The following is a 19202-nucleotide window of genomic DNA, read 5'->3' as shown; positions in this document are numbered from 1 at the left end:
TCCTGGACTTGGCACGACTACGCCGCCACATCGCCGACACACTCTCCGACAACCACGTACCCACCACCATCGACATCCGAGCGGAGCTACCGGTGGTCGGTCCGGGTAAACCCGATCGGGTCCGGCTGCGGGCCGACGTCCGTGCCGCGTCGTCGACGCCCGCGGCCAAGGTCTAGGGGGACCGGATGGATCTCCGTCAGGCGCAGTCCACGAAGAGCCTCGTCGACCCTGCTTCGACCCGATACCGCGATCACGTCTCGACCGATCTGCGCCGTGCCTGGGCCCGCGAGGGTCACTATCCGGGCCGGGATCTGTACTCCCTGTTCCGCGGCCACGTCCAGCGGGCGCCGCAGGCGCCCGCCGTGCTGGATGCCGAGGGGTCGGTGAGCTATGCGGAACTGGACCGCGCGGCCCGGCGCCTCGCCGCGGGTCTGGCGCAACTCGGCATCGGCCCCGGCGACGTCGTGGCGGTCCAGTTGCCCAACGCCCGTCTCGCGTGCGTCGTCGACCTCGCCGTCGCCGCGGTGGGCGCCATCGTGTTGCCGTTTCCGCTCGGCCGGGGCGACCGCGACGCGGTGAGCCTGCTGAGCCGCTCCGAGGCGGTCGTGGTGATCACCGTGGCCGATCATCACGGCTATCCCTGCGCCGAGCGCATCCGCAAACACGCCGCCGACCTTCCGATGCTGCGCGCCGTGGTCGTCGCGGGCGACGGCGCCGCCGCCACCCCGGGCTGTGTGCCGATCGAAGCTCTGTTCGCCGCGGGCGCGGCCGAATTCGCGCCCCGGGAGATCGATCCCGACGCGCCCGCGCGGATCCTGGTCACCTCCGGTTCCGAAGCGGAACCGAAAATGGTCCTGTATTCGCACAATGCGCTGGCAGGCGGGCGCGGCGCCATGATGACCAGCCTGCACCGAGGGTCGACGACCACGATGCGCAACTTCTTTCTCGTCCCGTTGGCGTCGGCTTTCGGCTCCAGCGGTACGCCGGTCACGCTCGCGACCCTGGGCGCGACACTCGTGCTGAGGCCCGCCTTCGATGCCGCCGCGACGCTGCGCTCCATCGTCGAGACCCGCCCCACCCACCTGCTCGGGGTGCCGACGATGATGCGGATGTTGCTGGACTGTCCACAGATCCGGGACACCGACCTAGGCTCTCTGCAAGCCGTCGTCCTCGGCGGGGCGGCGCTCGACCTGGACACGGCGCGGCGCGCGGAGGAACTCCTCGGCTGCACGGTCGTCTCGCTGTACGGCTCCGCCGACGGAGTCTCGTGCAACAGCGGTCTCGGTCGTTACGACGGCACGGTCGGCCGTCCCGACCCCGCGGTCGCCGACATTCGCATCGTCGGCCCGGACGGGCAGGAACTCGCGACCGGGGTGACCGGCGAGGTCGTCGCTCGCGGGCCGATGTCGCCGATGAGCTACGTCAATTCACCCGAACTCGATACCGCGCTGCGCACCCCGGACGGCTGGACCATGACCGGAGATCTCGGGTTGATCGATGACCGAGGTCGACTTCGACTCGTCGGGCGCCGCAAGGATGTGGTGATCCGCGGCGGACTCAACATCAGCCCGGCGGAGGTCGAGTCGGTGTTGATCACCCATCCCGCGATCCGTGACGTCGCCTGCGTGCCGGTAGCGGACCCGCTCTACGGCGAACGCGTCTGCGCGTGCGTGGCCACCTCGGCCGAGCTGGGGCTCGCCGATGTCACCGCGCATCTCGCCGCGGCCGGGATGGAGCCGCGCAAGTTCCCGGAACATCTCTTGCTGCTCGCCGCCCTGCCGCTGAGCGCCGCGGGAAAGGTGGATCGGCAAGCGCTGCGCAAGCAGGCCGCGAATCAGGGATTCGGCACGACTCGATCCGGAACAGAGGATGTCACCGCATGACTGAGGAAATCTCGGCGCCGATCTCGTACCTCGAGCACTGGGATCGCACCGCGCCGTTCGATCCGCCGACCGTGCTCGGTGAGCTGGTCCGTACCCGACCGCTCGTCCGGATGGTGTATCCGGACGGTCACTTGGGTTGGCTGGCGACCAGCCACGACCTCGCCCGTGAGGTGCTCAGCAGCCAGGCGTTCAGTCACCGGTTCCACACCACCCACGCCCCTGTCACGAAGAAGGGTGAGCTCTTCCCTTCCGTGCCCATCGTGCCCGGCGGGTTCATCCATATGGATCCGCCCGCGCACACCCGTTACCGGAGCCTGCTCAGCGGCGAGTTCAGTGCCCGCGCCACGCAGGCCTACGCCCCGCGAGTAGCCGAACTGGCCGCCGAGCAACTCGCCCGGGTGCGCGAGCACGGCTCGCCGGTCGACCTGCTGCCGACCTTCATCCGGCCGCTCTCGCTGCGGGTGTTGTGCGAGGTGCTGGGAGTTCCGTCCGCGGGCAGCTCGGTGTTGTCGGACCTGAGTGACAGCGCCACCGATGACGAGGTCGGCCTCGACGCGGAACGGGAGGCCGGGACGCGCGCGTACCACCACCTGCTCGACCTCGTCGGCAAGGCCAGGGTCGAGCGTGGCCCCGACGTCATCGGGCGGCTGGCCGCCGATCCCGAGCTGACCGACCGCGAGATCACCAATATGCTGCTGATCGTCTTCGCGGCGGGTTTCGCCAGCTGCGAGGGCGCGCTCGCGTCGGCGTTGCTGGCGCTGCTGCATCACGACGACCAGCTCGACGCATTGCGTTCGGCCGTCCGCGACGGCGGTGCGAGCGGTATCGACGGCATGGTCGAGGAACTGCTGCGATACACCTCGGTCAACCAGTTCCAGATCTTCCGGACCGCACTGTCGGACGTGGAACTCGCCGGGACGCTGATCCGCGAGGGGGAGACCGTCACGGTCGCCCTGCCCGCGGCCAATCGGGATCCGGCCAAATTCGGTTGTCCCGACGGGCTCGACCTCGGTCAGGACGCGTCGGCCCATCTGGCCTTCGGGTACGGGGTACACGCCTGCGTCGGGCAGCGGCTGGCGCGGCTCGTCCTGGCCCAGGCACTGACGGCGCTGGTGTCGGGTCTGCCCGGACTCGCGTTGGATGTGCCATTGGCGCAGGTGCCGGTCCGGCTGAAGACCCCGGTACTGAGCGTGCTTCGACTGCCCGTTCGCTACTGATCTCGGCTCTCCCGAACGGCCCGCTGCTCGCAGCGGGCCGTTCGGGTCGTGCTATCGCATTCGCGTCGTCACGGTCTTGCTGTCACACCGGCGCCCGATCGGCGCACGCCAGCAGCGAATCGCGGACGTGATCGTGGATCGAGTCCATTTGCTCGGTGGTGAAACACTGTGTGCTGTAGGGCATCTCGATGCTGAAACGGCCGTATATCGTCGTCGGCGACGCGAGCAACGGACCCGCGCCGCGTTCCGGATCCCACCGACTGGACAGCGGGAACTTGGTCATGTCGACGATCTCGAGTCCCTTCGGCGACGGCGGCCCTTCGATCCTTCCGATATTGGTGAGTACGAGGCTGGTCGGCCAGAGCTGAGCGTGCGGGAGCAGCAGATCCAGCGCCTGCATCTCCATCGCCGCCTCGCCACGTTCGACACCGGCGCGCAACCCGGTGGTGAAGCGCTTGCCGAGCTCGACCAGATCGACCGCGTCGGGTACCTCGAGCAGGTCGCGATACCAGGAGACCATCGGCACCATCGCCGCGTGGCTCAGGTCCGGCGCGACCTGGTCGCGCAGGTCGACTGTGCAGAAGCTGGACAATCGATGGTCATCGAGTCCCTCGGGCAGACCGGCGCGCACGGCCGCCAACAGTGCCGCGGCGACCAGCCCGTTCACCGACACCTTCGCGCCCCGCGCGAAGGCCATCAGACTGATCGTCTCCCCTTCGGTCAGCCGAAGCCGCCGCGAGGTCATCAGGCTCTCGGCGGGCACAGCGGGGACGGACCCGGCCGCACGGAACGGCAGCGAGGCGACCGGCGCGCCCTCGGCCCGCTCCAGCCGCGCCCGGAGATAGGCGTCGAGCTCGGCCTCGCTGCGCGCGGGCAGTAGATCGTCGAGCGGCGCGGGCCACTGCTGCTGCGGCTGCTGCTGCTCGCCGGGGGAGTAGTTGCCGGATTGAATGTCGATGTAGCGCTGCCAGATCCGGCGGCAGAACTCGGTCGCGCTGCGGCCGTCGCAGATCGCGTGGTCGACGCCGAACATCACGACATCCTCGTCGGAGCCGGTCAGCAGGACGGCCCGGGCGAGCGGGCCGCCGAAGTACAACGGCTTGTTGTACTCCTCGAGTCGAGCGCCCGGCTCGTTGGGCCGGACGTGCAAGCGCGGCAACTCATTCGACTCGAGCAGCGTGAGGTAGTACTCGTCACCGTCCTTCTCCAGACGGCTGCGCGGACCCGGCGCCTCGGTGAGAACGGCGGTGAACGCCTCGTCCAACAGTTGCGCGTCCACCCCGCCGCGCACCACGCAGATCTGTAACGCCTGCGTCCTGATCTCGCTGACGTACATCCGTTCCGACCGGGCAATTCGTCGGCGCATGACTTCCTCCTCTTCGTCGAAATTCGGGGTTGTCGAAATTCAGCCGGCGTCCCCGGCCAGGATCGCGCTGCGATGCGCGTGCCATTCACCGTCGTCGATGACGGTGCGGATCTTCTCGATGCCCGCTCGGACAGTCAGGTAACGGCGACCTTTCAACACCACTTGGCCGTCGCTGACCACTCGGCTGTACAGTTCGCCGCCGCCGTCCGCCGCGAGCGCGGCGTTGATCGCCTCTTCCGCCTCGGCCCATTCGGTCCGGTCGCGGACCTTGGCGGTGAAGTCGTAGACCGTGCTCCAGTGGCCGAGCCGCGCGCGGCGTCGCAGCGATATTCCGCCACCGTCGGGGACGAGCCGATAGCGGCAGCCGTACTGCCGTTGCTCGCCGAGGTCTCCGTCCAAGCGCAACGGCTCGATGAAAGACGGCCCGGCGTAACCGATGTCGGCCAGCCAGGATCCGCCGTCCACCCGGACCACGATGAGCATGTGCTCGACCTCGACGCCGTAGGACCGACGGCCCTCCGCCGTCGTGCCCGCGATCAGGTCGGCCTCGAATCCGAGGTCGCGCAGCAGTCGCAGGAACAGCCGCGTCATCTGGACGCAGCCGCCGCCGCGGCCGTTGGCGACCACCGAGTCGAATGTCGCGTCCTCGTCGAAATCGACCAGATCGACGAGCCGTCCGCTGCGCGGCGGCACGGCGAGCGAACCCGCGCTGTTGAACGGAATGGTCCGCATGTGCCGCTTGTGCAGATCGACGAGGGCCGCCGGATCGGCGGCGGGCCGACCGGCGACCGGGTCGTACCCCAACCGCCGCAGATATGTGTCGCAGTCGTACATCGTCTGCCTCTCCGGGCCCGGACGCGGACAGGCGACAGACCGGAAGGCCTGCCGCCTGCTGATCCGATCGTCGACCGCTTATTCGGCGTTGTTCTCGAGCGAGGACACCAACGGCCGCAGCGGGGTGAAGTCGTGCCAGGGGTCCTGGATGATCTGACGCCAGGTCGCGTCGTGCCCGCGAACCTTCAGCCGGAAGTAGACCGTGCGCCGGACCGAGTCGGAGGTGTTGCTGCCTACGTTGTGGCCGACCATGTAGTGCTTGAGCAGCAGGTCCCCCGCCCGTGCGCGCACCTGCTCCCGTTCGGGCAGTTCGATATCCGGATAGGAGGTGAACGCGTCGGGCCCGTGCGCACGGAAGTACTCGGCGTGCTGTCGGTGCGTTCCTGGCCAGACGTAGAGGTTTCCGGTGTCGTCGCCGTCCTGGTCGGTGAGGAAGAAGCCCGCGAGCATCGTGAAGGTCCGAGGGGGCTCGTCGGCCTTGCGCCGCATGCCGCCGTCGATATGCGGCATGCCGCGGTCGTCGGTGTAGGGCGGGTAGGTCATCGCGATCTGGGTCTGCCACGGGTATTCCATGGCGCCGTCACCGGTGAGTTCTTCGGCGAGAGTGAATGCCTCGGTGTCGCGCAGCAGCGCCGCGAGATCGGGCTCCTCCTCCCACAGCGGGAACATGAAATGCGGTCCGGCGTGCCCTTCCTCCGGGGAGTGCGTGCGCAGTTGGTTGTCCACCGCCTTGTTGGCGGCGGCCAGGACGTCGGGAGGCACGACATCCGGGATCACGATGTAGCCGCGTTCGGCGAACTGCAACAGCTGTTCGCGGGTCAGCTTCCGCTGCACGCTCAGTGTCTGCGAGTCGATGCTGCCCGGCTTGGCCGCGATGGGAGGGGCGGGCGCGGCGCGCCTGGCCGATTCCAGGATCGCTCGTTCTATCGCCACCGTCGCGGACGCGCCGCCACGGGTGAGGGCGGCAATCGCTTTCTCGATCCGGTCGTCAACGCGAATGGTGATCGTGTTGTTCTCAGCCACGAACTCGCCACCCTTCCTGTCGCATCTGATATCTGGGACGTGTAGCCGATGCTATTTCGGATACGGAGGGATCCGTATCCCTCGATCTGACAGCGCTCGGCGGATATTTCATCGGCGAATTCGACACTCCCCGAGTCGTTTCGCCGCCGGCGTGATCGATGCGGCGCGGCATATCGCCACCGGTCGACGCCGTGCTCGGCGAATCGTGCACGGCGACCGGATGACTAGCAGCGTGAGGGATCCCAGTGTCGTGTGGCCCGGACCTACCGTTTCGGTGAGCATCGCGCGACCGAGCCGGACGAAAGAAGTGAGCTTATGGGTGTGACCCGGGGATCGGAGTCGGTGGACCGCGTTGTCGGTGCGGCGCGCACTCGTGAGGGAGGGCAGCGGTGACGATCCGGGTGTGGGACTATCTGCCGGAGTATCACGACGAACGCGAAGAAGTGCTCGCCGCGGTGGCGAAGGTGTTCGAGTCCGGCCAATTGATATTGGGTCCGAGCGTGGCGGGGTTCGAGGCGGAATTCGCTGCATACCACGGCATCACCCACTGCGCGGGCGTCGACAACGGCACCAACGCGATCAAACTGGCGTTGCAGGCGCTCGGCATCGGCCATGGCGACGAGGTGATCACGGTCGCCAACACCGCCGCGCCGACCGTTGTCGCCATCGACGGGGCGGGCGCGACGCCGGTCTTCGTCGATGTGCGCGAGGACGACTTCCTCATCGACACCGACCTGGTCGAGGCCGCGATCGGCCCGCGCACCCGGGCGTTGGTTCCCGTGCACCTCTACGGTCAGTGCGTCGACATGGCCCCGCTGAGCCGGTTGGCCGCCCGGCACGGCCTTGCCGTCCTCGAGGACTGCGCACAATCCCACGGCGCGCGCCACCACGGACGGCAGGCGGGCGCGATGGGCGACGCCGCCGCGTTCTCCTTCTATCCCACAAAGGTTCTCGGCGCATACGGCGACGGCGGCGCCGTGCTCACCGGCGACGAGTTCATCGACCAGAACGTTCGGCGCCTGCGCTACTACGGCATGGAGGACCGCTACTACGTGGAGCGGACCCCCGGGCACAACAGCCGCCTCGACGAGCTGCAGGCCGAGATCCTACGGGGCAAGTTGCGCCGTCTGGACGCCTACATCGCCGCGCGACGCTCGGTCGCACGGCGCTACACCGAGGCATTGGCCGATCTCGCCGAGCCGGGCGGGCTCGTACTGCCCACGGTGTCGCCCGGGAACGAGCACGTGTACTACCTGTACGTGGTTCGCCACCCCAGGCGGGACGACATCATCGAGCGGCTGCGCGCCTACGACATCGCGCTCAACATCAGCTACCCGTGGCCGGTGCACACGATGACCGGATTCGCGCACCTCGGGTACGCCAAGGGCGCGCTGCCGGTCACCGAGAAGCTGGCGGGCGAGGTGTTCTCGCTGCCGATGTATCCGTCGCTGCCGCTCGAAAGGCAGCAGGCGGTGATCCGGGCCCTTCGCGAGGTGCTGGCCGGACTCTGAGACAACCCATCCGGTACGAAGGGAACATTCCCATGCCACAAGAACTGGCGATCGCCACCTGCGGAGTATGCGACGGGACTGTCGAAGAGTTCCTCGACCTCGGCCGTCAGCCGCTGTCCGACGCGTTCCGTGAGCCGGACAGCGACGCCGATGAATTCTTCTTCCGGCTCGCCGTCGGACAATGCGAGTCGTGCACGATGGTGCAGCTCATCGAGTCGGTGCCGCGGGAGAAGATGTTCCACGAGGACTACCCGTACCACTCGTCCGGGTCGGCGGTGATGCGCGCGCACTTCGCGAGCGTCGCCCGGCGGTTCCTCGACACCGAACTGACCGGGCCCGACCCGCTGATCGTCGAGATGGGCTGCAACGACGGGGTCATGCTGAGCGAGATCCACCGGGCGGGCGTACGCCATCTGGGTTTCGAACCCTCCGGGGGAGTGGCGGAGGCGGCCCGCGCGAAGGGAATTCGGGTGCGTACCGCATTCTTCGAGGACTCGACGGCGGCGCAGGTCCGTGCGGAGGAAGGACCGGCCCAGGTCGTCTTCGCCGCGAACACCATGTGCCACATCCCGTACCCGGATTCGATCTTCCGCGGCGTCGATGCGCTGCTGGCCTCGGACGGCGTCTTCGTATTCGAGGATCCCTACCTCGGTGACGTGGTGGCCAAGACGTCCTTCGACCAGATCTACGACGAGCATTTCTTCCTGTTCAGCGCCCATTCGGTGCGGGCGATGGCTCGTCGCCACGGATTCGAGTTGGTCGACGTGGAGAGGCTGCCCGTGCACGGCGGCGAAGTCCGGTACACCCTCGCCCGCGCGGGCAGGCGCGCCCCCGGTGCCGCGGTCGCCGCATTGCTCGCCGAGGAGGACGCCCGCGGACTGTCCGATATCGACACCCTGCGTGGCTTCGCCGACAAGGTGATACGCGTGCGCGACGACCTGGTGGAGCTGCTGCGACGGTTGCGCACCGACGGATCCCGGGTGGTCGCCTACGGCGCCACGGCGAAGAGCGCCACGGTCACCAACTTCTGCGATATCGGGCCCGAGCTCGTCTCCTACGTCTGTGACAGCACGCCCGCCAAACAGCATCGGCTGACACCGGGCAAGCACATCCCGGTGCGCCCGCCGACCGCGTTCCGGGATCCGTACCCGGACTACGCGTTGCTGTTCGCGTGGAACCACGCCGAGGAAATCATGGCGAACGAGCAGGAATTCCGTCGCTCCGGCGGGCGATGGATCAGCTACGTGCCGAACGTCCGGGTGCTCTGAGGGATCGAAGAGGATATGCAGGAACACGACTCCGCGTCATCGCGCCCGGTCGGCACCGCGCTGATGGGGACCGAACGGCACCCGCCGCGACCGACGGCGCCACCGGGTGACCTCACCACCGCGGTCACCGACCCGGGGCGCGAATTGCTGACCGTCCTGGCTCGGCACCTGCCCCGGATACGGGCCGCGGCCGGGCCGAACGACCGTGACGGCACGTTCCCCGCCGAGACGTTCCACGACTTCGGGCGCCAAGGCGTGCTCGGCGCGACCGTGCCCGCCGAACTGGGTGGGATGGGTGTCAGCGGACTGCACGATGTGGCGGTCGCGTTGCTGCGGGTCGCCGAGGCCGACGCCTCCACCGCGCTGGCGCTGCACGCCCAGTTCAGTCGAGGCATCACCCTGACATACGAGTGGCGCCACGGCCCACCGCCTACCCGGGAGCTCGCCGAGCGCCTGCTGCGCGCGATGGCCAGGGGCGAGGCGGTGATATGCGGCGCGGTGAAGGATCACGGGCGTGAGGTCACCAGGTTGCGCCCCGACGGCTCCGGCGGCTGGCTGCTCTCGGGCCGCAAGACACTGGTGACGATGGCGCCGATCGCCACGCATTTCGTCGTCTCCGCCCAAGCGCCGGTCGACGGCGGGCCGACGCTGCTGTACGCCCCGATCGTGGCCAGGGACACCCCGGGATTGTCGGTCATCCACGGGTGGAGCGGTCTTGGTATGCGCGCCTCCGGCACGCTCGACCTGGCGTTCGACAACTGCCCGGTGCCCGCGGGCGACGTGCTGGAGCGCGGGAGCGTCGGCGCGGTCAGTGATGCGAGCCTCGCGGGCCAGGCGATCAGCTCGGTGGCGATGCTCGGCATCTACGCGGGCGTCGCCCAGGCCGCGCGTGACCTCGCGGTGGATACGATCACCAGGCGCTCGGCATCCCCGCCCTCGGCCGCACGCACGCTGATCGCCGAGATCGAGGCCCGGCTGTACACGCTGCGCGCGGCCGCGTCGGGGGCGCTGGTCGCCATCGATGAACTGTCCCCGCGCTACGACATGGATCCGGATGAGCGCGGCGTGCGCATGATGACCCCGTTCCAGTGCGCCAAGCTCATGGTCAACGAGCTGGCGGCCGCGGTGGTCGACGACTGTCTCACCGTGGTGGGCGGGGCGACCTACGCCGCGGAGCATCCGCTGGCGCGGCTGTCCCGAGATGTGCGCGCGGGCCGGTTCATGCAGCCCTACACCTACGCCGATGGCGTCGACTATCTGAGTGCGCAGGTGCTCGGTCTGGAACGGGACAACAACTACGTGAGCATTCGGGCCACCCGTCCGCCGGACAGCCGGTGACGGCCGACCCACGGGTACCGGAGCGGGGTCCGAGTGACCGGACCCCGCTTCAGCCGATGCCGCGGTCGAAGCGGAAGAATCCGTCGGGATCGTAGGTGTGCTTGACACTCACCAGTCGGGAGTAGTTCTCGGCGTAATAGGAGTTCTTCCAGTCCTCGAGCGCCGGGTCCATGTAGTTCTGGTAGCTCTCGCGCAGGGAATGCCGGTCGAGTACCGCGAAGCCGTCCGCGAGCCATTTCTCGCACAGCGCCGTGTCCTCGTCGGTGTAGGTGAGGTCGGGTAGTTGTGCGGTGAGGCCGACCACGAACTTGGTGGTCCGGTGCACATATGCGGTGTCGGTGCGCGCCCGTTGGTTGGCCGCGCCCCCGAGCGCCTCGAAATACAGCTTGCGGGAGTGCTTGTCGCGGTAGTGCGTCGGATCGGCCATGACCGCCAGTAGGTCCGCGACGTCCGCGGCGGGTACCGCCGAGTCGAACATTCTGCACCGGGTGCGGTAGTACTGGTAACGGGCGACCTGTGTATCGGGCGCGGTGCCCGCACGATGGCACTGCTCGGTGGTGAGATTCCCGCAGCCGTAGATGCGCATCATGGCGTCGCGAACCGTCGCCGGTTCAGCGGCCCGCCGCGACGGCGCCGCACCGATCGCCGCGACCAGGGCGTCGATGCGGCGGTCGAGGTCCTCCTTCGTTCCGTACCACGTGCCCGCGATCAGCGCCATCGTCTCGGGCGCGGGCGGGTTCTGGATGCCGCACAGCAGGACCGAGGAGAGGTCGTCGGGCGCCTCGAGCATCCACCGCTGCCAGTTCTCGATCACCGCGGCCGTATCGCTGCCCAGCCACATCAGCATGTAGCCGACCAGGGTGTCGCGCTGTATCGGCTCGAGTGTGTAGCCGGTGACGACGCCGTAGTTGCCGCCGCCGTTGCCGCGCAGCGCCCAGTACAGATCGGGATTCTCCTTGGCCGAGGCCCGCACGATGCGCCCGTCCGCGAGCACCACGTCGGCCGAGACCAGCCGGTCGCAGGCCATGCCGTATTTGCGGGTCTGATAACCGATACCGCCGCCCTGGATGAAGCCGCCCGCGCCCACCGTCGGGCAGAGGCCACTGGCAAGGGCCAACCCGTGCGGGGTGAGCGCGGCCAGCGCGTCGACCTGCTGGGTGCCCGCGCCGATCGTGACATGCGGTCCGTCGACGGTGATCCGATTCAGTCGGGACACGTCCAGGATCATGCCCGTCGTCGTCGAATAGCCGCCGAAGCTGTGCCCCCCGCTGCGGGGAACGGCGTGCACGGCGTTGTCCTTGGCGAACGCGATGGCGGTTTGCACGTCCTTCGCGGTCGCGCAGTAGGCGACGGCCATCGGGTGGGTGTTGTCGAACATGGCGAGCGACTGCTGGGCGGCCTGCCCGTAGCGCGGATCCGACGGCAGTACGACCTCGCCGTCGAAGTGACTGCTCAGCGAGCCCCAGTCGATCGTGCCGTCGCCGCCGGGGCCTTCGGTGTGTCCGGTCGATGTGCAGGCGCTCGTCGCCGCACCGACCGCGACGCCGACCGCGGCCGCGGCGCCGAGGCCGAAGAAAGAACGGCGAGTGAAGTTTCCGGTCACGGCGATTCCCCTATACGCGTAGGACGCCGCGCCGCGGCGGATCCGTCTGCCTCGTTGCGCGTAGCGACAGCGACCGGAAGGTCGGCGGCCTTCTCCACCCGCTTCGTACGCCCATCGGGTCTGCCCGTTCCGCCCGCAGCACGGGTCGCGAACCCGCGGAGTTCTGACCTCGCGAGATGCCGCCAACGGTAATCAGAGGACGTGGTGGCGTGTATCCCTCACATTGACGGTGCGCGCTCGGAACCAGCGCTCGATGGGTGCGCAGGACTACTCATTCGACCGGCTGCCGATCACGCGGCGGTGCGTGTAGAAAAAGTAGCGACCAGGCCTGCCCCGGCCGGTGGTAGCGGGTGGTGCGGCCGATTGTTCCCACCCTTGGACGCGCGGGAGGCGTAGTCATGACTGAGCAGGTGTCGCCGGTACATCGACGGTACGGGCCGAGTGCGCAGTGGTTGCACATCAACGAGGCGCACATCACGCCCGAAGCCGTGGCCGATCTGGCCGGATTCAAGTCGAACGGCGTCAATTTCAAGTTGGCGCTGTGGAATCCGCACCCCAACGGGGTCCGATATCTGAAGGCGCTGACCTTCACGTTGGGGATGGGCTTGAGTCCGGCGAACCGGGACAGGCTGCGCCGCACGCGGCACCGCGAGGTCGGTGACCCGTATTCGGTGCGCTGCCAAGGTGATTCGGTGTGCCTGGACTATCTGCAGGCGGTTCACGAGGTCGAGTTCATGGCGGCGAATCTGCCGCTCGACGGCGCCGAGGTGGTCGAGATCGGCGCCGGGTACGGGCGGACCTGTCACACCCTGCTGTCCAATCACGAGGTCGCCGGGTACACGATCGTGGATCTGCCGAACACCCTCGAGCTCTCGCGTCGGTATCTGCGCGCGGTGCTCGAGCCCGAGCATTTCGCGAAGATCTCTTTCGTCGGCATCGATGATTTGGACGAGCGGTTGCGTGGCGCCCGATTCGACGTCTGCGTCAATGTCGACTCGTTCGCCGAGATGGATCCAGAAACCGTGCGGGACTACCTGGCGCTCATCGACGCGACCTGCGCGCATTTCTATGTCAACAATCCGGTCGGCAAGTATCTGGACAAGACGTTGGACGGCCACTCGCAGGGCGCGGCGGTGGTGGAACTGGCACTGAGCAGCGGGCTGCTGCGTGAGGTCATCGATATCCACGACAGCGAGGCGGTGCTCGAGCAGGTGCCCGCGTTCCTGTCCGCGTATCGGCCCGGTCCGCGATGGCAGTGCGTGGCCGACGACCGGGCGGTGTCGTGGAGCTACTACTGGCAAGCTCTCTACCGCGCCGACTCGACGGCCCGGTGAACGTGACGGGCGCCGGTAACGCCGCGGGCGGCGATCGGCCGTTGGTCGTGGTGCTGGGAGGTTCGGGATTCATCGGCGCCGCCGTCGTGGAAGCCCTTGCGCGGCAGCCGATCCGGTTGCGCACGGTCGGGCGGCGGCCGCCGTCGGTGCCGTCCGGCGCGGTGGCCGAGGTACAGGCCCTGTGTACCGACCTGACCACGGGCGCGGGCTTGCGGGCCGCGGTGGAAGGCGCGGACGCGGTGGTGCATCTGTTGATGCACACGGGAGGTTGGCGCGAGGCCGAAGGCGACCCGGCCGCCGAGCGGGTGAACGTCGGGGTGATGCGCGATCTGGTCGGGTTGCTCGGGCATGGTCCGCATCCGCCCGTGGTCGTGTTCGCCGGAACCACCTCGCAGGCCGGGCTGCCCGAGCGGATGCCGCTGGACGGCAGCGAACCCGACCTGCCCGCGACCGCTTACGACCGGCACAAGCACGCCGCCGAGCAGGTGCTCAAGGCGGCGACCGCGGACGGGCTGGTTCGCGGGGTGTCCCTGCGGCTGCCCACCGTCTACGGTGACAGCCCGCGTGGGCGGCTGACCGGCCGTGGCGTGGTATCCACCATGGTGCGCAAGGCTTTCGCGGGCCAGGAGCTCACCCTGTGGCACGATGGCACCGTCGAACGCGACCTCGTGTACGTGCACGACGTCGCGGACGCCTTCCTGGCCGGGATCGAGCACGCGGACGGGCTTGTCGGCAGGCACTGGCTGCTCGGCACCGGGGAGGGTGTGCCGCTGGGCCGGGTACTGCGCATGATCGCCGACCTGGTCGCCGACCATCTCGGACGCACCCCGGTACCCGTGGTCTGCGTGCCGCCACCCGATCTGGCCGCGGCCACCGACATGCACAGCGTCGTGATCGACTCTTCGGGATTCCGGGCGGCCACCGGTTGGCGCCCGCGAATTCCGCTGCACACCGCCCTGCGGCGGTGTGTCGAGGCATACGCGGGCGAGACCCGATAGGCGGGTCCACGTGCCGGGTTCCCGTGCTACAGGGGGCCGTTCAGCAGGCCGACGATCGCGAGCAGGGTACGGGTCTGCATGTTGAGGTAGTGCCCGTGCCGGGCCAGCGAATTGAGCTGTCCCGGTGTCACCCAGGCGAATCCGGCCGGGGGTTCGGCGCCCGCCTCGGTCTCACCGGCTTCCACGAGCAGGTAGCGGCTCACCGCGTTGAAGAAACGGCCACCCTCGTCGGAATGCAGTGCGGCGTAACGGATCCGGTGGGCTCCCGCATGACGCACCGTATCCAGGAACCGCGGCTGCTCGGCCGCGGGCAGATGGGCGTAGTTGTCCGGGATGCACTGTACCGTCGGCCCGAGCTCCACGGTGTCGAGCAAGCCGCCTTCGGCCCTGGCGCTGACCAGCAGGTGCGGAACCCCACTGAAACGGCGGATCAGGAACGCGCACAACCCGATTCCCACCGGCTCGAACAGGGGCTGCATCCACGAGGTCACCTCACGACTGCCCGCCTCCACACGTACACCGCCGACTCGGAAATATCGATCCCCGACGTGGCGGATGTCCTGATCGGTTCGCACCCAGTCGTTCACCTCGGCCAATGGAATACGCCGAACCCGCACATCGTGGCGTGCCCGCTCATTGGTGAACCACGACAACATATCCGTGTCCGAATGCACCGCGGCCGCTTCCGTCGGCGCCGTGGGGGCACAGGCGAGCACACTGCGCGCGTCCATGTTCACCACATTGTCGCGGTGCATCAACCTGCCGATCTGCCCCAGTGTCAGCCAGCAGAAATCCGCGCCCGCGGCCACCTCGTCGAAGGTCTCGATGATCATGTTGCGGTTGGTTTTGCAGAGGAACCAGGAACCGTGCTCGGACTGGAGCACGTCGGCCAAGACCCGGCCTCGGCCCGATTCGATGAAATGTTCCAGATACCGCACCTCGGCGCCCCGGTGCACACCGGTGTAATTGCTGTAGGTGGCCTGCACCGTCGGGGAGAGCTGCAACATACCGGGATTCCCCGGCTCCATCTTGGCCTGCATCAAGAAATGCAGCACACCGTCGAACTCCTTGGCCAGGATTCCGAGAATCCCCACCTCGGGTTGCACGATGATCGGCTGCTGCCACTCGAATCCGTCGATCACCGCATGCAGCCCCTCCACACTGAAGAAGCGCCCGCTGCGGTGCACCAGGTTGCCGCTGTCCCGCTCGAACGACCAACCCTCGATCTTCGTCAGCGGTACCCGATCCACCACGAAGCGATGCGCCCGGCGCCGTCCGGCCAACCACGCGTCGAAGTCCTGGGTTCGCATCCCCACATCGGCGGCGCCGGAAACCGCCGCCCGCCGCGAACGCGCCATCCGTATCGGCAATCGAGTATCGTCCCGTGCCGCCAACCGTGCTGCGACCGTCATCCTGGATCCCTTCGAGACAAGATCGGAACACCGAACGGAGCCGGTGATGTCGGTGATGGCGTCCTCGCCGACCGCACGAACTCGCGCGCACAGAACCGGTCGTCAGCGCGAAGCCGTCCATGCCGCACAGCGTGGCCGACACGGGGCGGGGCACACCATCCCGCAGGCTGACAGTGCGGCAGGCGGTGTACCCGCGGCGGAGGCGAACCGGTTGTCAGCGTGTGGGATGCCGGGGCCCGCGGGCCGGATCTACCGTGTTTCCGTGAATCGCGGTACCGAACCGTGTCGAGGAAGTGAGCTTTCGATGGGTGTGGGTCGAACCGAACGACTTCTGTCCAATTTCCTGGCCGATCTGGCGGAGTTGCGCAAGCGCGGGGACGTGCATTTCGACGAGAAGAGCCAGGCCTGGCACGTGTTCGGGTATCACGACACCCAGGAAGTGCAGAACGCCCCGGCGATCTTCTCCTCCGATGTCGCCGCACTGCGGCCGAGACAGCAGGATTTCGAACTGTCCAACAAGGGCAACTTCGTCCGCGCGGACGATCCGCTGCATCGCAGGCTGCGCGGCACGGTCGGCAAGGCGTTCACCGCGAAGATGATCGCCGACTTGGAGCCGCGCATCGCCGAGATGACAACGCAGCTGCTCGATGCCGCCGACGCGGGCGGTGACCGGTGGGATTTCGTGGAACAGCTGGCATATCCGTTGCCGTTCCTGGTCATCGCCGAGATGCTCGGCCTGTCCGACGCCGACCGCGCGGTCTTTCGCAGGTTGTCCGACACCTTCGTCGAGTTACAGAACTACGACCCGCAGCAGCCGCGGGACGAGCAGAGCAGGAAGGCGGTGAACAACGTCGCGCCGGTGTTGCGTGAGTTGAACCGATACCTGTTGGAGTTCCTGCGCGCCCGGCGCGAGAATCCCACCGATGACCTCGCCGGCAGGCTCATGGTGGTCGAGGTCGACGGGGTGCGGCTGGACGAAGAGGAAGTCCTCGGCTTTCTCAATCTGCTGATCGCGGGCCACCACACAACGACATCGGCGCTGGGCAATACCGTTCTGGCACTGGAGGAGAACCCGCACCTGTGGGACGAGCTGCGGCAGGACTCGACACTGATCCCGGGCGCGATCGAGGAGTCGGTGCGCTTTCGGCCGCCGTTCCCGCGCTCGGCCCGGCAGACGACCCAGGATACCGAGATCGGCGGACAGAAGATCCCGGCGGGCGCGCTCGTGCTGGTGTGGCTGACCACCGCGAATCGTGACCCTCGCGTATTCGCCGACCCGGACCGGTTCGATATCCACCGTTCACCCAACCCGCACCTGTCGTTCGGCAGGGGCATCCACTTCTGTCTGGGCGCGTCGTTGGCCCGGCTGGAGGCGAAGATCGTGATACGCCTGATGGCGCAGCGCTACCGGGAGATTCGGGTGCGGGACGACGCCCCGGTCGACCTGCGCAATCCGTGGACGATGATCGGTGTGAACAAGCTGCCCATCGAGGTTCGCGGGAATTGAATCGGTCGCGCGGGCGGGGTGGTCGCGGCGCTCGGACATCCGCAGTGTTGACAGATCGTCGCCGTTTCCGTTGCCGACCCGCGCGGGCGGCGGATACGTTCCCGACATGAAGGCGATCGTGTATTCGTCCACCGGGGGTAGTGATGTGCTGGAATTCGTCGATCGGCCGGTGCCGCAACCGGGTCCCGGTGCGGTCCGGGTCCGCGTCGAGGTGTCAGGGGTGAACCATTCCGACTGGAAGGCAAGGGAGTTCGGTCACCGGGGCGGCGCCCTGATGTACCCCGAGGTGGTGCCGCATCACGACGGCGGCGGTGTGATCGATGCCGTTGGGGACGGTGTCGACCCGAGCAGGGTCGGGCAGCGGGTGTGGGTCTGGGAGGCGGCGTACAAGCGCCCGCACGGCACGGCCGCGGAATACACCATCGTCCCGTCGGGCAACGCGGTGCCGTTGCCCGACGGCCTGTCCTTCGATGTCGGCGCAAGTCTGGGTCTGCGGGCGGTGGCCGCGCATCGCTGTCTGCTCGCGGGCCAGAACGGTCCGAGCAGACTGGGGCCGGGTGCGCTGGCGGGGTGCACCGTACTCGTCGCGGGCGGCGCCGGCGGGGTGGGGCAGGCCGCGATTCAGCTCGCGACCTGGTCCGGGGCATTCGTGATCGCGACGGTCAGCAGTGCGGAGAAGGCGAAGTTGGCCCTCGCCGCCGGTGCGGCGCACACCGTCGACTATCGTTCCGACACTGTGGTTTCCGATATCCGTGCGCTCGCTCCGGGCGGGGTGGACTTGATCGTCGAGGCGGCCTCGACCGTGAACATCGACATCGACATGGAGATCCTCGCCCCCCTCGGCACCGTCGCCTCGTACGGTACCGAGGGCACGAATGAGCTGACCTTTCCGACGCGGCTGGCGATCGGGCGCAACTTGCGCTTCCAGTTCGTGATGGTGATGACGATGCCGACGGCCGACAAGGACCTCGCATCGGCCGATATCACCGCAGCCGCGGCCGCGGGAGCGATCACCGTGGGGGAGCAGGCCGGGCTGCCGCTGCACCGTTTCCCGCTGCATCGGACCGGCGAGGCACATGACGCCGTACAGGCCGGTATTGTCGGCAAGGTTCTCGTCGACATCGGCGCGTCGACGCCCTGAATCGGGCGATCCCGGCCATCGGACCGATAGACCGTGACGAAATGAAGGCGAGTGTGGTGAGGTGCGGATTCTCGGTGTTTCGGGATCGCTTCGTAAGGAGTCGTTGAACACCCGGCTCCTGGCGGCCGTTCGGCCGCTGGCGCCACGGGGCATGGTGATCGACGTCTTCGACGGGCTCGGCGATCTTCCGTTGTACAACGGCGATCTCGATACTCGCGAAGGCGTCCCGGCTCCGGTAGATCGGTGGCGCGAGGCCGTCCGCGAGGCGGATGGCCTGATCATCGTCACACCGGAGTACAACGGATCGATTCCCGGCGTGGTCAAGAATGCGATCGACTGGGCCTCACGGCCCATCACGAATGCCGCGCTGCACGGCAAGTGCGTGGTGACCATGGTGGCCACGCCCGGGCGCGGCCTCGGCCGTAACGCGCTGACGGATCTGGGGCGGGTGCTGCACGATTGCCACGCGCATGTGATCGGCGGGCCGTGGGTGGTGCTCACCGAAGCGCAGCACAAGCTCGTCGACGCGGAGACGTTCGCCCCCGCCATTTCCGACCCGGCCACCACGCGCCTGGCCACGGTCCAGCTGAACGCATTGGCCGCCGCGATCGACGCGGGCGTAGGCGAACATACCGCGGCCCCGTTGCACGCCTACTTCGCCGCGGGCCGGAGCGTCTAACCCGATATAGATTCGTCAAGTGACAATACTTGGCCGCCCCGCTCTATCCCGTCGAGCAAGCAGGGGGAGCGGGGCGGTGGCCATCACT

The 19202-nt window shown here is 68.0% G+C and carries 15 protein-coding genes; 10 read left to right on the top strand and 5 right to left on the bottom strand.

What is annotated here, in order from left to right; all coding sequences use genetic code 11:
- Positions 1-185: 185 nt before the first annotated feature.
- Entirely contained in the window at positions 186-1883 is a 1698-nt protein-coding gene (locus IT779_RS36610) for a class I adenylate-forming enzyme family protein (RefSeq protein WP_196154094.1), read from the top strand.
- Positions 1880-3100: a cytochrome P450 gene (locus tag IT779_RS36605; protein ID WP_196154093.1), complete on the top strand. Its 1221-nt coding sequence runs from the start codon at positions 1880-1882 to the stop codon at positions 3098-3100. The genes IT779_RS36610 and IT779_RS36605 overlap by 4 nt, the downstream gene beginning before the upstream one ends.
- An 82-nt stretch (positions 3101-3182) precedes the next feature.
- Here IT779_RS36605 and IT779_RS36600 read toward each other — a convergent pair whose 3' ends face one another.
- From IT779_RS36600 to IT779_RS36590, 3 genes are all read right to left on the bottom strand, one after another.
- A complete protein-coding gene (locus IT779_RS36600) occupies positions 3183-4466 on the bottom strand; it encodes a phthiocerol/phthiodiolone dimycocerosyl transferase family protein (RefSeq protein WP_196154092.1) in 1284 nt (427 codons plus the stop codon).
- A 39-nt stretch (positions 4467-4505) separates the two neighbouring features.
- Positions 4506-5300 carry an arylamine N-acetyltransferase family protein gene (locus IT779_RS36595; RefSeq protein WP_196154091.1) on the bottom strand — a complete coding sequence of 265 codons (795 nt, stop codon included), beginning with the start codon at positions 5298-5300 and terminating at the stop codon, positions 4506-4508.
- Between the two features lie 78 nt (positions 5301-5378).
- Positions 5379-6323: a phytanoyl-CoA dioxygenase family protein gene (locus IT779_RS36590; RefSeq protein ID WP_196154090.1), complete on the bottom strand. Its 945-nt coding sequence runs from the start codon at positions 6321-6323 to the stop codon at positions 5379-5381.
- Positions 6324-6712: 389 nt separating this feature from the next.
- On the opposite strand from IT779_RS36590, the gene IT779_RS36585 reads away from it, so the two are divergent.
- The 3 genes from IT779_RS36585 to rubN8 all read left to right on the top strand — a co-directional run bounded on the left by IT779_RS36585 (position 6713) and on the right by rubN8 (position 10440).
- Positions 6713-7834, top strand: a complete 1122-nt coding sequence (locus tag IT779_RS36585; protein ID WP_196154089.1) for a DegT/DnrJ/EryC1/StrS family aminotransferase — start codon at positions 6713-6715, stop codon at positions 7832-7834.
- Positions 7835-7866: 32 nt separating this feature from the next.
- Entirely contained in the window at positions 7867-9102 is a 1236-nt protein-coding gene (locus IT779_RS36580) for a class I SAM-dependent methyltransferase (RefSeq protein WP_196154088.1), read from the top strand.
- A 63-nt stretch (positions 9103-9165) separates the two neighbouring features.
- Positions 9166-10440 carry an amino sugar nitrososynthase RubN8 gene (rubN8, locus tag IT779_RS36575; RefSeq protein WP_196154098.1) on the top strand — a complete coding sequence of 425 codons (1275 nt, stop codon included), beginning with the start codon at positions 9166-9168 and terminating at the stop codon, positions 10438-10440.
- Between the two features lie 49 nt (positions 10441-10489).
- Here the strand turns inward: rubN8 and IT779_RS36570 are convergent, their stop codons facing one another.
- Complete coding sequence (locus tag IT779_RS36570) at positions 10490-12043, bottom strand: FAD-binding oxidoreductase (RefSeq protein ID WP_196154087.1); 1554 nt, start codon at positions 12041-12043, stop codon at positions 10490-10492.
- A gap of 398 nt (positions 12044-12441) precedes the next feature.
- On the opposite strand from IT779_RS36570, the gene IT779_RS36565 reads away from it, so the two are divergent.
- Complete coding sequence (locus tag IT779_RS36565) at positions 12442-13377, top strand: putative sugar O-methyltransferase (protein ID WP_196154086.1); 936 nt, start codon at positions 12442-12444, stop codon at positions 13375-13377.
- A complete protein-coding gene (locus IT779_RS36560) occupies positions 13374-14375 on the top strand; it encodes an NAD-dependent epimerase/dehydratase family protein (protein WP_332839131.1) in 1002 nt (333 codons plus the stop codon). The genes IT779_RS36565 and IT779_RS36560 overlap by 4 nt, the downstream gene beginning before the upstream one ends.
- 26 nt (positions 14376-14401) lie before the next feature.
- On the opposite strand, the gene IT779_RS36555 is transcribed toward IT779_RS36560, so the two are convergent.
- On the bottom strand, positions 14402-15787 hold the full coding sequence (locus tag IT779_RS36555; RefSeq protein ID WP_198429333.1) for an NDP-hexose 2,3-dehydratase family protein: 1386 nt from the start codon (positions 15785-15787) through the stop codon (positions 14402-14404).
- Positions 15788-16091: 304 nt separating this feature from the next.
- Here IT779_RS36555 and IT779_RS36550 point away from each other — a divergent pair, with 304 nt between their 5' ends.
- The 3 genes from IT779_RS36550 to IT779_RS36540 all read left to right on the top strand — a co-directional run bounded on the left by IT779_RS36550 (position 16092) and on the right by IT779_RS36540 (position 19114).
- Entirely contained in the window at positions 16092-17294 is a 1203-nt protein-coding gene (locus tag IT779_RS36550) for a cytochrome P450 (RefSeq protein WP_196154084.1), read from the top strand.
- A 106-nt stretch (positions 17295-17400) separates the two neighbouring features.
- Positions 17401-18435: an NADPH:quinone reductase gene (locus IT779_RS36545; protein ID WP_196154083.1), complete on the top strand. Its 1035-nt coding sequence runs from the start codon at positions 17401-17403 to the stop codon at positions 18433-18435.
- A gap of 61 nt (positions 18436-18496) precedes the next feature.
- Positions 18497-19114, top strand: coding sequence for an NAD(P)H-dependent oxidoreductase (locus IT779_RS36540; protein ID WP_332839130.1), 618 nt, complete (start codon positions 18497-18499; stop codon positions 19112-19114).
- Positions 19115-19202: the final 88 nt, after the last annotated feature.

Source organism: Nocardia bovistercoris, assembly GCF_015674855.1.
In the GTDB taxonomy this organism is placed as follows: domain Bacteria; phylum Actinomycetota; class Actinomycetes; order Mycobacteriales; family Mycobacteriaceae; genus Nocardia; species Nocardia bovistercoris.
This window is presented reverse-complemented; position numbering and strand designations above follow the sequence as displayed.

Excerpts from the sequence above, each read along its gene's own strand:
- IT779_RS36610 (WP_196154094.1), top strand. The coding sequence starts at position 186 with ATGGATCTCCGTCAGGCGCAGTCCACGAAGAGCCTCGTCGACCCTGCT.
- IT779_RS36550 (WP_196154084.1), top strand. The coding sequence starts at position 16,092 with ATGGGTGTGGGTCGAACCGAACGACTTCTGTCCAATTTCCTGGCCGAT.
- IT779_RS36565 (WP_196154086.1), top strand. The coding sequence starts at position 12,442 with ATGACTGAGCAGGTGTCGCCGGTACATCGACGGTACGGGCCGAGTGCG.
- IT779_RS36555 (WP_198429333.1), bottom strand. The coding sequence starts at position 15,787 with ATGACGGTCGCAGCACGGTTGGCGGCACGGGACGATACTCGATTGCCG.
- IT779_RS36600 (WP_196154092.1), bottom strand. The coding sequence starts at position 4,466 with ATGCGCCGACGAATTGCCCGGTCGGAACGGATGTACGTCAGCGAGATC.
- IT779_RS36580 (WP_196154088.1), top strand. The coding sequence starts at position 7,867 with ATGCCACAAGAACTGGCGATCGCCACCTGCGGAGTATGCGACGGGACT.
- IT779_RS36595 (WP_196154091.1), bottom strand. The coding sequence starts at position 5,300 with ATGTACGACTGCGACACATATCTGCGGCGGTTGGGGTACGACCCGGTC.
- IT779_RS36605 (WP_196154093.1), top strand. The coding sequence starts at position 1,880 with ATGACTGAGGAAATCTCGGCGCCGATCTCGTACCTCGAGCACTGGGAT.
- IT779_RS36545 (WP_196154083.1), top strand. The coding sequence starts at position 17,401 with ATGAAGGCGATCGTGTATTCGTCCACCGGGGGTAGTGATGTGCTGGAA.
- rubN8 (WP_196154098.1), top strand. The coding sequence starts at position 9,166 with ATGGGGACCGAACGGCACCCGCCGCGACCGACGGCGCCACCGGGTGAC.